This is a genomic window from Sinorhizobium mexicanum (assembly GCF_013488225.1).
GTDB classification, from domain to species: domain Bacteria; phylum Pseudomonadota; class Alphaproteobacteria; order Rhizobiales; family Rhizobiaceae; genus Sinorhizobium; species Sinorhizobium mexicanum.
Window position 1 is genome coordinate 3531943 of record NZ_CP041238.1, and the last position, 13341, is coordinate 3545283.

Consider the following 13341-nt stretch of genomic DNA (forward strand, 5'->3'; position numbering starts at 1 on the left):
TCACGCAACCTCGCGTCCAGAACAGTTTCCGGGCGTTTCATGGCATTATGTGGTTTTTCAAGCCCAACCTGAAACCCCAGGCGACAAATAAAGAAAGGGCCATTCATATGGTCAGTCTCGGCGGCCTAGCCCGCAAGTTGTTTGGTTCCGCCAATGAGCGCCGCGTCCGTGGTTACAACGGCCGGGTGGACGCCATCAACGCTCTCGAAGCCGAAATGAAGGCGCTCAGCGATGAAGCGCTGGCGGCAAAGACAACGGAATTTCGCCAGCAATTGGCCGAAGGCAAGACGCTCGACGACATCCTCGTGCCGGCCTTCGCAGTCGCGCGCGAAGCCGCGCGCCGCGTCCTCGGCCTGCGTCCCTTCGACGTCCAGCTCATTGGCGGCATGATCCTGCACGAGCGCGCCATTTCCGAGATGAAGACCGGTGAAGGCAAGACGCTCGTTGCCACACTGCCCGTTTATCTCAATGCGCTTGCCGGCAGGGGCGTGCATGTTGTCACCGTCAACGACTACCTTGCCCAACGCGACGCAGGCATGATGGGCCGCATCTACGGCTTCCTGGGCCTGACGACCGGCGTCATCATTCACGGCCTCACCGACGAGCAGCGCCGCGATGCCTACGCCTGCGACGTCACGTATGCGACCAATAACGAGCTTGGCTTCGACTATCTGCGCGACAACATGAAGTATGAGCGCTCGCAGATGGTGCAGCGCGGTCACTTCTTCGCGATCGTCGACGAAGTCGACTCCATCCTTGTCGACGAGGCGCGCACGCCGCTGATCATTTCCGGCCCGCTCGACGACCGCTCCGACCTCTACAATACGATCAACGATTTCATTCCGCTGCTTGCGCCGGAAGACTACGAGATCGATGAGAAGCAGCGCTCGGCCAACTTCTCGGAGGAAGGCACTGAGAAGCTCGAAAACATGCTGCGGCAGGCGGGGCTGTTGAAGGGCGAGTCGCTCTACGACATCGAGAACGTCGCAATCGTCCACCACGTCAACAATGCGCTGAAGGCCCACAAGCTCTTCACGCGTGACAAGGACTACATCGTACGCAACGGCGAGATCGTCATCATCGACGAGTTTACCGGCCGCATGATGCCGGGGCGCCGCTATTCCGAAGGCCAGCACCAGGCGCTGGAAGCCAAGGAAAAGGTACAGATCCAGCCCGAGAACCAGACGCTCGCCTCGATCACCTTCCAGAACTACTTTCGCATGTACGAAAAGCTTGCCGGCATGACCGGTACGGCAGCGACGGAAGCAGAGGAATTCGGCAATATCTACGGCCTCGAAGTGGTCGAAGTTCCGACCAACCTGCCGATCAAGCGCGCCGACGAGGACGACGAGGTCTATCGGACGGCCGGCGAGAAATACAAGGCGATCATCGACGAGATCAAGGCTGCGCACGAGCGCGGCCAGCCGATGCTGGTCGGCACGACCTCCATCGAGAAATCCGAGCTTCTTGCCGACATGCTGAAGAAGACCGGCTTCTCGCAGTTCCAGGTCTTGAACGCCCGCTACCACGAACAGGAAGCCTATATCGTTGCCCAGGCCGGCGTTCCGGGCGCCGTGACGATCGCCACCAACATGGCCGGCCGCGGCACCGACATCCAGCTCGGTGGCAACCCCGACATGCGCATCCAGCAGGAACTGGCGGAGATGGAGCCGGGGCCGGAACGCGAGGCACGCGAAAAAGCGATCCGCGAAGAAGTGCAGAAGCTCAAGGAGAAGGCACTCGCGGCCGGCGGTCTCTATGTCCTCGCCACCGAGCGCCATGAGAGCCGCCGCATCGACAACCAGCTGCGCGGCCGCTCGGGCCGTCAGGGGGACCCCGGGCGTTCGAAGTTCTACCTGTCGCTGCAGGACGACCTGATGCGCATCTTCGGGTCCGACCGCATGGACGGCATGTTGCAGAAGCTGGGCCTGAAGGAGGGCGAAGCAATCGTCCATCCGTGGATCAACAAGGCGCTCGAGCGGGCACAGAAAAAGGTCGAGGCGCGCAACTTCGACATCCGCAAGAACCTGTTGAAATATGACGACGTCCTCAACGATCAGCGCAAGGTCATCTTCGAGCAGCGCATCGAGCTGATGGACGCGGAGAGCGTCACCGAGACGGTCACCGACATGCGCAACGAAGTGATCGAGGATGTCGTCAGCAAGCGGATCCCCGAGCGCGCCTATGCCGAGCAGTGGGACGTCGAGGGCCTGAAGGCGGATATCCAGCAGTATCTCAACCTCGACCTGCCGATTGCCGAGTGGGCTGCCGAAGAAGGCATCGCCGAGGACGACATTCTCGAACGCGTCACCGCTGCCGCCGACAAGGCTGCGGCCGACCGGGCGGAACGCTTCGGCCCCGACATCATGCAATATGTCGAGCGCTCCGTCGTGCTGCAGACGCTCGATCATCTCTGGCGCGAACACATCGTCAACCTCGACCATCTTCGTTCGGTCATCGGCTTCCGCGGCTACGCCCAGCGCGATCCGCTTCAGGAGTACAAGTCCGAGGCGTTCGAACTGTTCCAGGGCCTGCTCGGCAACCTCCGCCAGGCCGTAACGGCACAGTTGATGCGCGTCGAACTGGTTCGCGAGGCGCAGGACGCACCCCAGCCGCTGCCGCCGATGGAAGGCCATCACATCGACCCGCTGACCGGCGAGGACGACTTCGCGCAATCTGGCGCGCCGCTGCTGGCCGTTGCACAGGCCGACCGCAATCCGGCCGACCCCTCGACCTGGGGCAAGGTATCGCGCAACGAGCCCTGCCCTTGCGGCTCGGGCAAGAAATACAAGCATTGCCACGGGATATACGAAGCATGATCGAATGCCGCCTTCGGGCGGCATTTTCGTAAGTGCGTTCGACCGCGCAACGGCTCAGCGTGTGGGCAGCTGTGTGACAGCCCTCCTGCGGATGCCGCGCGAACCCTTTGTTAACGCTGATCTGCCAGAAGTGGGACCCTGTATTGCGTAGTGTCAGGGTATCCCTCGTGTTCATGGCGGTGTATCAATCGGCCGGACGAATGCTGCCGTCGGCGGTGAGGCACCGCCTGTCTCGGCTGCTGGCCAGGCTTGGATCGGTCGCGTCCGCCGCCGACCCCAAGAGCCGTGCGCAACGCACAGCCCTGATCGCTTTCGCGATCCGCATCTTCAGTGCAGCCATTGCCCTCGTCTCGCAGATCGTTCTCGCCCGTCTGATGGGAGAGTTCGAATACGGCGTCTTCGTCTTCGTCTGGGTCCTGGCCGTCCTGTTCGGTAATCTGTCCTGTCTTGGCCTGCACTCGGCGGTGATCCGCTTCCTGCCGGAATACCAAACCGCAGACGCCTTGGCCGAAATCCGCGGCCTGACGACGGTAGCGCGTATCTTTGCACTGCTGTCGGCGACCGCGCTCGCCACCGTCGGCGGCATCGGGCTCTGGTTCTTTGCGGACATGATCGAGCATTATTACGTCGTCGCCCTCTATCTCGCTCTGGTCGCCCTGCCGATGATTGCACTCGGCGACGTGATGGACGGCACGGCGCGCGCCCATAGCTGGCCGCTCGCGGCGATGAGCCCCACCTTCATCGTGCGGCCGCTGCTCATCCTCGTCTTCATGGTGCTGGCCACCGCCGGCGGCTTCCCGAACACAGCGAAGACGGCAATGATCGCCGCGCTGGCGGCCACCTACGTCACGACGCTCGCGCAATTTCTCGCAATGACACGGCGCCTGCGCAGGCGTTACGTTCGCGGACCGATGAAGATCGAACTCGGGCCATGGCTGCGCCTTTCCGTGCCGATATTCCTCGCTGAAGGTTTCGGTTTCCTGCTGACCAATTCCGACGTCGTGATCGTCGGGCTCTACCTGCCGCCAGACGACGTGGCGATCTATTTCGCCGCTGCCAAAACCATGGCTCTCGTCCATTTCGTCATGTTCGCCGTGAAGGCGGCGGCGGGTCCGCGCTTTTCCGAGGCGATGGCTTCCGGCGAAAGCCGCCAACTCGCCGAAATCGCAACCGAAAGCGCACACTGGTCCTTCTGGCCCTCTCTCGCGATGGGCGGCACGGTGCTCGTCGCCGGTCGTTTCCTGCTGTCGCTGTTCGGCCCGGCCTTCACGGCGGGGGCGCCACTGATGGCGATCCTGTTTGCCGGGATTCTGGCCAAGGCCTTCGTCGGCCCCGTCGAAACCCTGCTGACCATGACCGGCCGGCAGAAGCTCTGTGCGATGCTTTACGCGACCGCGCTCGGCGTCAACATCGCGTTGAACATTGTTCTTATCCCGGCCTTCGGCCTGATCGGCGCAGCATGCGCCACCGCCGGCGCGATGTTCTTCGAGGCAGCAATTCTGCACCTTGCTGCAAGACGCGCTTTCGCCATCCCCCTTCCCGCTTTCGCGGGCGCAGGAAGCGGTAACAACAAGAACGAGGCGATCCGTCCATGATCGGCAACACACCCTTTCCCGGAGATACGAACGGCAGAGCGAGCCGCCTGCTCGGCGGATTGGCCCAGCCGGGCTTCGACGCGGCGCAACCCGAGCAGACCGTCAGCGTCGGGCGGCCAGGCCGCTACCTTTCGATCTATTCCGCAAGGGCCGGCTACGAGTTGCAACGAGAGCTCGATTATCTCTCCAACCGCGCGATAGAACCGAACGTATTCTTCACGGGCCGCTTCCTCGCGCCGGCCATGCCACGCCTCGAGGACCGGGTCATCCGGCTCGCCGTGATCCGGGACAACGATGAACGCCGCAGCAGAATGCGCTTCCTCATGCCGTTTTCGATCGAGAAACCGGGCTTCGCGATCGGCGCGTCCATCATTCGTGCCTGGTCCAACCCGTTTGGCCCGCTCGGCGTACCGCTGCTCGATGCAGAAGGTGCGGCCGAAACGATCAGTAACCTTTACGAGGCCCTGGCCGCTCCGTCGTCCGGCCTGCCGCCGGTACTCGTGCTGCCGGACGTGAGGCTCCAGGGCCGGTTCGCACAACTCGCCCGCGCCGTCGCGATCAGCGAAAACCTGCCGCTCACCGTGACCGACAGCTTTGAACGGCCGATGCTCGAAAGCCTGCTCGACGGCCCGACATACTTGCGCAAGGCAATCAAGCGCGGACATTTCAAGGAATTGCGGCGCCAATGGAAGAACCTCGAAAAGCACGGACGCCTGATCTACACCGTCGCACGCCAGCCGGAGGAAATCCGCTTGCGCATGGAGGAATTCCTGGCGCTGGAGGCTTCCGGTTGGAAGGGGCGAGAGCGCAGCGCCATGATCACGGATCGCTTCCGTGCCGCCTTTGCCCGTGAGGCGATCACCAATCTCGCCGAGACGGACAGCGTCCGCATCCACACACTCGATCTCGACGGCAAGGCGATCGCCTCCATGGTCGTTCTGCTCATGGCCGGCGAGGCCTATACGTGGAAGACCGCCTATGATGAGCGATATGCGATATATTCGCCCGGCAAGCTGCTGCTCGCCGAACTGACGGAATGGCACCTCGACGACGCTAACATCGCCCGCTCCGATTCCTGTGCGGTGCCCGACCACCCGGTGATAGGCCGCTTCTGGCAGGAGCGCGAGGAGATGGGAACGCTCGTCATTGGGTTGCAGCAGAACCGTGACCGCGATGTCCGCCAGGTTGCGGCACAACTCCACCTCTATCGCAATACCCGCAACATGGCACGGCTGCTGCGCGAGAAGATACGGGCGCTTGCCGGCCGCTGACGCGTCGGCCCGAAAATCGGGATCGATTTTCGGAAAAGCATTATGCGTGGAAGACTTAAAGCGTCCTTTGTGCGTCCTGCAGGACGCACAGCGTTGCAATGCCGCCCTATTTGCTAAGCGCTTCGGCAGCCGCCCGATCGCGCAGCAGCCGTCGGATCACCTTTCCCGACGTCGTCAACGGCAGGCTGTCGACGAACTCTATCTCACGCGGGTATTCGTGCATGGAGAGCCTGGTTTTCACCCGGTCGCGGATTCCGGCCGCGACCTCGTCATCGGCGGAGATGCCCGGCCTCAGCACCACATAGGCCTTGACGATCTCGGTGCGGACCGGATCGGGCTTGCCGATGACCGCAGCCAATTGAACGTCGGGATGGCCGGCCAGGCAATCCTCGATCTCACCTGGACCGATGCGGTAACCGGACGAGGTGATGACGTCGTCGTCACGGCCGAAGAAGGTGAAGTAACCCTCCGCGTCCATCACGCCCTGGTCCCCGGTGGTCATCCAATCGCCTATGAATTTCGTTTCCGTCGCCCGCTCGTTGCGCCAATAGCCGAGGAACATCACCGGGTCCGGGCGCTGCACAGCCACCTGCCCGACTGTGCCCGGCGGCAGGATCCTCCCCTCGCCGTCGATGATCGCCACCCTGTGACCGGGCGCCGCCTTACCCATGGAACCCGGCTTCAAGACACCGAGATCCGCAGCCGAGGAGATGACGATATTGCACTCCGTCTGGCCGTAGAACTCGCTGACGTCGATCCCGAGTGCTGCCTTTGCCCATTCGAAGGTCTCCCGCCCGAGCGCCTCGCCGGCCGAACCGATCGTCCGCAGCTTGAGAGCGTAGCGGTCACGCGGTCTGTCGACGGCCTTCAGGAGCCGAAGTGCCGTCGGCGGGATGAAGGCATTGCGCACGTCCATCTCTTCCATGATCCGGAAGGCCATATGCGGATCGAATTTCTGCGCCGGCGATGAAACCACCGGTACGCCGAGCAAAAGCGCCGGCAGCAGTGCGTTCAGAAGACCCCCGGCCCAGGCCCAGTCGGCCGGGGTCCACATCCGGTCGCCGGGTTGCGGCAGGAAGTGATGATGGAACTGGAAGCCCGGCAGGTGACCGAGCAGGACGCGATGGCCATGCAGCGCGCCCTTCGGAGGCCCCGTTGTGCCGGAAGTGTAGATCATCAGCGCCGGATCGTCCGGCGTCGTGTCGGCGGCAGCAAAACGCTTTCCGCTGTTTGCGAGCCGATCGAAACGCACTGTTCCGGGCTCATCCTCTTCATCCGCCAGCACGACGAGAGCGAGTGCCGGCAGCTTCGCTCTGATCGCGGCAAGCCGCTCGTAGCCAAAACGGTTGGTGACGATCGCAGACGCGCCTGCATCCAGCAGCCGATATTCGAGCGCATCGACGCCGAACAGCAAAGCGAGCGGCAACGCGATAGCGCCAAGCTTGTAGATCGCAACATGCGCAATTGCCGCCTCGAAACCCTGTGGCAGAAAGATAGCGACACGGTCGCCGCGCTTGACGCCATGCTGTGCCAATGCGGCGGCAAAAGCGGACGAGCGCGCGGCGAAGGCACCATAGGTCAAAGACAGATGCGCGTCACGAGGCCTGAAGTGCTGAAGGCAGACACGCTCCGGTTCCCGCTCCGCCCAGGCATCGCTGACGGCGACACCGATGTTAAACTTCTCCGGAATCCGCCACCGGAAATCGCGATAAAGTTCGTCGTAGTTTTCAATTTTCGGGAGCATGGGCGGCCGCGACAGAGTTCTCCGCCCGTCTGTTCAATGGAGGTGCGGCGTTCGATAACTTCGTGAGGTGTAGTGGTGCCCCATGCCGGGGTCGAACCAGCACTCCTTTCGGAACTCGATTTTGAGTCGAGCGCGTCTACCAATTCCGCCAATGGGGCTCAGGCTGTGATGTCAGCGGCTTGCGATTTACACGATCGATTTCGCGCCGGTCAACCGCGAAAATGCATTTCGCCGCCAGATGATCACAAAAGCGTGCAAACTGTGTGTCTTGCGGGCAATTTACAGCGCCGCCGATCCTTCCTAAGAAGGCGTCGTAATGGCACGGCCGCCGCAGCCGTCCACCCTGTCGCCCGACCGCGAGGTATCCATGACCGCAGCTTCCGTCGCCCAACGCCAGCACCTTGTTGGCGCCGTTCTCGTCACGCTCGGCATGGCGGCAACTGTCGGCGGCGCGCTCGGCTTCGAGCATATCGGCGGCTATATCCCCTGTGCGCTCTGCCTGTTGCAGCGCAATCCCTACTACTACGGCATTCCGCTCGGCCTTCTGGCGGTCGTTTCGAGCGCTCTCAAGTTCCCAGCCTGGATCACGCGAACGCTGCTCCTGCTCGTCGGCATCCTGATGCTCGTCGGTGCCGGCATGGGCGTCTATCACTCGGGCGTCGAATGGCATTTCTGGGAGGGACCGTCGACCTGCGCGACAGCCGCCCAGGGCATCTCGTCCGATGTCGGGGATCTGCTCGGCGATCTCGATGCCAAGCACGCGCCCTCCTGCACGGATGCGGCACTCCGCGTGCTCGGACTCTCCTTTGCAGGCTGGAATGTGATCGCAAGCCTCATCCTGGCTGGGATCGCATTGCGCGGCGCCGCCAAGGCTTGATAATTACGGCTGCAGTTCGACATCCCAATAGAGATAGTCCATCCAGCTTTCATGCAGATGGTTCGGCGGAAAGAGCCTGCCGTTGTTGTGCAGGTCCTGCACCGTAGGCTGGTAGGGCCTCTGATGCGGGAACATGTTGGCCTGCTTCGGCAGCTTGCTGCCCTTGCGGAGATTGCAGGGCGAACAGGCCGCCACGACATTTTCCCATGTCGTCTGGCCGCCATGGGCACGCGGCACCACATGGTCGAAGGTCAGGTCGTCAGGCGATCCGCAATACTGGCACTCGAACTTGTCGCGCAGGAAGACGTTGAACCGGGTGAAGGCCGGATGGCGGGACGGCTGCACATAACTCTTGAGACAAACGACACTCGGCAGCCGCATCGAGAAGCTGGGCGACGAGACGGAATGTTCGTATTCGGCGAGGATCGTAACGCGGTCAAGGAAGACGGCCTTGATCGCGTCCTGCCAGGACCAGAGCGACAAGGGGTAGTAACTCAGCGGCCGGTAGTCGGCGTTCAAGACGAGCGCCGGCAGGGCCTGCGGTGAGACTGCAATCGTCAAGCGCATTCTCCTGATCGATTCGGCATCTGCACCTTCTATATTAGTCGTGTTGCGACAGGATTGTGAAGCCACAAAGAAAAACGGCGCGAAGGATTCGCTTTTTTCTTCAAGGCGTCACTGGCAGCGCATCACGCCGCATTTCCTGTGCATAATACGCCCAGAACAGCCGCGCGGCGACGCTGCGCCACGGTGACCAGCAGGTCGCGAGCGAATCAATCTCGCTTGCTGTCGGGCGCAGGTCGAACTCCAGCGCATGGCCGATGGCGTTTTGCAGCGCAACGTCGCCAGACGGAAAGACGTCCGGATGGCCGGCGCAGAAAAGCAGGTAGACCTCCGCCGTCCAGCGACCGACCCCCTTTATTGCCGTCAATTCGTGGATCGCCACGGCGGCCTCGGCGTTGCAGATGGCGTCGAGGTCGATCTCGCCGGCAACCGCCGCCGCCGCGACGCGCCGCAACGTGTCGGCCTTGGCGCGGGAGAGGCCGAATTGCCGGCAATCTTCGTCGCCGAGCGAAAGGACTGCATCCGGACTGATCTCGCCGAGAGCGGCCTCCATGCGCCGCCAGATCGCGGCAGCGCTCGCCTTCGAGACCATTTGCGACACAATGATGTTCGCGATACCGCGATAACCCGGATCCGTTCGCCTGAGCGGCACCGGCCCCGCCTTGGCGACCACGTGCTCGAGACGGGCGTCGAGCATTATCAGACCGGCAAGCCCGGCCTCGATATCCTCGTGTGTCCGGATGATCCGCATGCGCCCTCCACTGCATGTGTCCTTAAATCCTAACCGATTCAAGGACAAAAACATGCAGCAATTCAAAGTGCTACAACATCCTTTGTGCGTATGAAATGACGCAGCCGCGCTGTAGAAAGCGGATGACCTTTATACCGCTTCCATGCCAAAGGGAAACGATGACCATTTCGCCAGAGCAACCCGTTTTTCGTTTCGCGCCGAGCCCGAACGGCCTGCTGCACCTTGGTCATGCGCTGTCCGCCCTCCTCAATCATGACATGGCGGCCTCCACCAACGGACGCTTTCTGCTTCGGATCGAGGATATCGACCAGACACGCTGCCGCCCGGAGCTGGAACAGGCGATTTTCGACGATCTCGGTTGGTTGGGTCTCAGTTGGGAGCAACCGGTACGCCGCCAATCCGAACACCTCGACCTTTATGCCGAGATACTTCAGCGCCTGCGCGCAATGGGTGTCGTTTATCCATCCGTCATGACCCGCGGGGAGATCAGGGCGGCGGTCGCCGCGGCAGAAGCCGAGGGGTCGGTCTGGCCGCGCGATCCGGATGGAACGCCACTTTATCCGGGCCGCGAGCGCGAACTATCGCTTGGCGAGCAAGCCGCACTTGCCGCCGGCGATCGATCCTTTGCCTGGCGTCTCGACGTCACAAGGGCGATCGATCTCGTGCCCGGCCCTTTGACATGGCAGGAAACCGGAGCAGGTCCCGCCGGGGAAACGGGTGAAATCCCGGCGGATCCCGCAAGCTGGGGCGATGTGATCCTTTCGCGTTCCGACGCGCCATCGAGTTACCATCTCTCGGTCGTCGTCGATGACGCGCTCCAGGGCGTCACTCAAGTCGTGCGTGGGCGTGATCTGTATCATGCGACTTCGATCCACCGCTTGCTCCAGCGGCTTCTCGATCTCCCGGAACCAGTCTACCACCACCACCGCCTTATCCTTGGGCCGGATGGCAAGAAGCTGTCGAAGAGCAGCAAAGACACGGGTATCGCCGCATTCCGCGCTGCCGGAAAGACGCCAGCGGACATTCGCGCCATGGTGCTATGAGCCATTCTCGCCGGGGCGATCGTCGCTCTCGCGCTGGCCCAGGAAACTGCGCATGACAAGGCGCTTGACGCGGAATTTCATGATCGCGGCATTGATCTCGGCGCCGATGATGAAGATCGCGCCGATCATATACAGAAACACCAGGACGATCACGACCGAGGCGAGACCGGCATAGGTGGTCACGTAGTTGGAGAAAGCCGTGAGATAATAGGCAAAGACGTAGGCTCCGATCGACCAGGACACCAGAGTGAGAACGATTCCGGGAAGGACATCGACGATCTTACGGTGACCGTCCGGAAGCCAGAGATGCGACACCAGCAGCCCGCTGGTCAGCATCACAAGCGCGAGCGTCAGCCCCCAATTGTCGACCGTTGCGAGAACGGAGTCGAGCCAGGGCAGCCATTGGTCGGCATTGCGTACCGCAAGCGGCACTGCAACGAGAAGAACGCTGATGACGGCAAGGATCAGCACGCCGGCGATCACGAAGCCGAGGCTCGCAAGCCGCGTCACGTACCACGAGCGGCTCTCCGCGACCCGATAGGCGCGGTTCAGCGCAATCCTGAGCGCCTCGACGCCGTTGGAGGCAAAATAGGCGGCCGCGAGCACGGAAACAGTGAGCACGCCGCCGCGCGGAATCGTCAGCACCCGGACGACCTCATCGGCCAGTGGTTGGGCGATCGATTCCGGCCAGGCATCGAAAATCAGATGGACGGCCGTCTCCGCAAACTGGTCGGCGCCGAGGAAGCTTCCGAGCGCCGTGCCGAAGATCAGGAACGGAAAGACCGCCATCAGCGAGGACAGTGCAACGTGGCTCGCCATCGCCCAGCCGTCGTCCTCGCTGAAATGCCAGAGCGCATCGAAGACGACCTTCCAGATGATGCGAACGACGGCCGGCATTCCTTCTCCGAGCTTGCCGTATCCACGGGACCGACGGGCACCCGTGCAACACACGCAATTCAATTGTATCCCACCGATGAATATGGGAAACGGGGGATGGATTTCTACAGGAATCGACCGGATGCCAGATCGCCCCACCATCATTGTCACAGGCTGTTCTTCCGGCATCGGCGCCTATTGCGCCCGCGCGCTGAAGGCAGACGGCTGGCGCGTCTTCGCGACCGTTCGCCGGCCCGAAGATCAGACGGAACTGGAGGCCGAAGGCATCGAGACCTTCATCATGGACTACACCAGGCCGGAAACGATCGTCGGGTTGGCGGAGGCGGTGATGGCCCGTTCAGGCGGGCGCATCGACGCCCTCTTCAACAATGGTGCCTATGGCCAGGCGGGCGCCGTCGAGGATCTGCCGGCCGAGGCGCTGAGGCTCCAGCTCGAAACCAACGTCGTCGGCTGGCATGAGCTGACACGCCGCGTCTTACCGGCGATGCGTGCCCGCGGCCACGGCCGCATCGTCCAATGCTCGTCAATTCTCGGCATCGTCCCCTATCGCTGGCGCGGTGCGTACAATGCCTCGAAATTCGCGATCGAGGGACTGTCGCTGACGTTGAGAATGGAGCTTGCCGGCAGCGGCGTCGACGTCAGCCTGATCGAGCCCGGGCCGATCGCCTCGAGATTCACGGCCAATGCCATCCCTTATATCGAGCGCTTCATCGACCTCAAGAATTCCGTCCACCGCAGGGAGTATGAGCGGCAGATGCGACGCCTGCGCGGCGAAAGCAAGCCGGCACCGGGCAAGCTCGGGCCGGATGCCGTCTATGCTGTCTTAAAACATGCGCTGACGTCACGCAGGCCGCGACCGCACTATATAGTAACCAGACCTGCCAAGCAGGGCGCGCTGTTGAAGAAGCTCCTGCCGGCCGCCCTATTCTATCGCATCATCGGCCGTCTCGGCTGACCGAAATCGGAGGGATATGCATCATGTCCACTTTCTTCACCGGCCTGACCCTGCTCGTCATGGGCCTGGTCGCCATCGTCCTGATCCGCGGCCTGTTCAACATGGCCACCGGCGGCAGCGGCAATACTTCGAACAAGCTGATGCAGGCGCGCATCGTCCTGCAAGCGATCGCGATCGCGCTGATCATGCTGACGCTGTGGATTACCGGCGGCGGACGGCCGGGCTGAGAAGGGGCGACGACACCATGGTAAGGCTCAACAAGATCTATACGAGAACAGGTGACGACGGCACGACCGGACTTGTTTCCGGCCCACGCCGCGCGAAATGCGACCTGCGCATCGAGGCCTATGGAACTGTCGACGAGGCGAACGCCCTGGTCGGCCTTGCGCGCCTGCATACCGGCGACATGGGTGATCTCGACGCAATGCTGATGCGCATTCAGAACGACCTCTTCGACCTCGGAGCAGACCTTGCAACGCCAGACACCGGCGAGAAGCTGGACTATGAACCGCTGAGGATCGCAGCCTCCCAGGTCGCAAGGATCGAGGGCGAGATCGATCGCCTCAATGCCGATCTCGAACCCCTGCGGTCCTTCGTTCTGCCGGCTGGCAGCCCGGCCTCCGCGGCGCTGCACGTTGCCCGCACCGTCGCACGACGCGCCGAACGCCAGATCGTCGCCCTTGCTGCCGGTGAGATCGTCAGCCGCGACGCGATCTCCTATATCAATCGGCTCTCGGACTTCCTTTTCGTTGCCGCTCGCTGGGCAAATGACAAGGGACGTGCCGATGTGCTTTGGGTTCCGGGCAAGAACAGATAACGTTCGTC

12 protein-coding genes and 1 tRNA gene are annotated in these 13341 nt (G+C 62.4%); 8 read left to right on the top strand and 5 right to left on the bottom strand.

The window, feature by feature from the left end:
* Positions 1 to 107: 107 nt before the first annotated feature.
* The 3 genes from secA to FKV68_RS16685 all read left to right on the top strand — a co-directional run bounded on the left by secA (position 108) and on the right by FKV68_RS16685 (position 5685).
* Positions 108 to 2819 (top strand): preprotein translocase subunit SecA, encoded by a 2712-nt coding sequence (gene secA, locus FKV68_RS16675; RefSeq protein WP_180938919.1) that lies wholly within the window; start codon positions 108 to 110, stop codon positions 2817 to 2819.
* 200 nt (positions 2820 to 3019) lie between these two features.
* The gene (locus FKV68_RS16680) at positions 3020 to 4414 is read left to right on the top strand and encodes a lipopolysaccharide biosynthesis protein (protein WP_180941541.1); all 1395 of its coding nucleotides are present in this window, start codon (positions 3020 to 3022) and stop codon (positions 4412 to 4414) included.
* Positions 4411 to 5685, top strand: coding sequence for a GNAT family N-acetyltransferase (locus tag FKV68_RS16685; protein ID WP_180938920.1), 1275 nt, complete (start codon positions 4411 to 4413; stop codon positions 5683 to 5685). The genes FKV68_RS16680 and FKV68_RS16685 overlap by 4 nt, the downstream gene beginning before the upstream one ends.
* Positions 5686 to 5791: 106 nt before the next feature.
* Here FKV68_RS16685 and FKV68_RS16690 read toward each other — a convergent pair whose 3' ends face one another.
* On the bottom strand, positions 5792 to 7429 hold the full coding sequence (locus tag FKV68_RS16690; RefSeq protein WP_180938921.1) for an AMP-binding protein: 1638 nt from the start codon (positions 7427 to 7429) through the stop codon (positions 5792 to 5794).
* A 73-nt stretch (positions 7430 to 7502) separates the two neighbouring features.
* A tRNA-Leu gene (locus FKV68_RS16695) sits at positions 7503 to 7587 on the bottom strand.
* Between the two features lie 209 nt (positions 7588 to 7796).
* Between FKV68_RS16695 and FKV68_RS16700 the strand changes: the two genes are divergently transcribed.
* On the top strand, positions 7797 to 8306 hold the full coding sequence (locus FKV68_RS16700) for a disulfide bond formation protein B (protein ID WP_180941542.1): 510 nt from the start codon (positions 7797 to 7799) through the stop codon (positions 8304 to 8306).
* A 3-nt stretch (positions 8307 to 8309) separates the two neighbouring features.
* Here FKV68_RS16700 and FKV68_RS16705 read toward each other — a convergent pair whose 3' ends face one another.
* Together FKV68_RS16705 and FKV68_RS16710 are read right to left on the bottom strand one after the other, a co-directional pair.
* A complete protein-coding gene (locus tag FKV68_RS16705) occupies positions 8310 to 8867 on the bottom strand; it encodes an HNH endonuclease (protein WP_180938922.1) in 558 nt (185 codons plus the stop codon).
* Between the two features lie 106 nt (positions 8868 to 8973).
* On the bottom strand, positions 8974 to 9621 hold the full coding sequence (locus tag FKV68_RS16710) for a DNA-3-methyladenine glycosylase family protein (protein WP_180938923.1): 648 nt from the start codon (positions 9619 to 9621) through the stop codon (positions 8974 to 8976).
* A gap of 158 nt (positions 9622 to 9779) precedes the next feature.
* On the opposite strand from FKV68_RS16710, the gene gluQRS reads away from it, so the two are divergent.
* Positions 9780 to 10664, top strand: coding sequence for a tRNA glutamyl-Q(34) synthetase GluQRS (gene gluQRS / locus FKV68_RS16715; RefSeq protein ID WP_180938924.1), 885 nt, complete (start codon positions 9780 to 9782; stop codon positions 10662 to 10664).
* On the opposite strand, the gene FKV68_RS16720 is transcribed toward gluQRS, so the two are convergent.
* On the bottom strand, positions 10659 to 11561 hold the full coding sequence (locus FKV68_RS16720) for a YihY/virulence factor BrkB family protein (protein ID WP_180938925.1): 903 nt from the start codon (positions 11559 to 11561) through the stop codon (positions 10659 to 10661). The genes gluQRS and FKV68_RS16720 overlap by 6 nt on opposite strands.
* Before the next feature lie 121 nt (positions 11562 to 11682).
* Here FKV68_RS16720 and FKV68_RS16725 point away from each other — a divergent pair, with 121 nt between their 5' ends.
* Genes FKV68_RS16725 through FKV68_RS16735 form a run of 3 tightly spaced genes read left to right on the top strand, consistent with a single transcriptional unit; the run spans position 11683 to position 13333 of the window.
* The gene (locus FKV68_RS16725) at positions 11683 to 12516 is read left to right on the top strand and encodes an SDR family oxidoreductase (protein WP_180938926.1); all 834 of its coding nucleotides are present in this window, start codon (positions 11683 to 11685) and stop codon (positions 12514 to 12516) included.
* A gap of 23 nt (positions 12517 to 12539) precedes the next feature.
* Complete coding sequence (locus tag FKV68_RS16730; RefSeq protein WP_180938927.1) at positions 12540 to 12743, top strand: twin transmembrane helix small protein; 204 nt, start codon at positions 12540 to 12542, stop codon at positions 12741 to 12743.
* A gap of 17 nt (positions 12744 to 12760) precedes the next feature.
* Positions 12761 to 13333, top strand: coding sequence for a cob(I)yrinic acid a,c-diamide adenosyltransferase (locus tag FKV68_RS16735; RefSeq protein WP_180938928.1), 573 nt, complete (start codon positions 12761 to 12763; stop codon positions 13331 to 13333).
* Positions 13334 to 13341 lie beyond the last annotated feature (8 nt).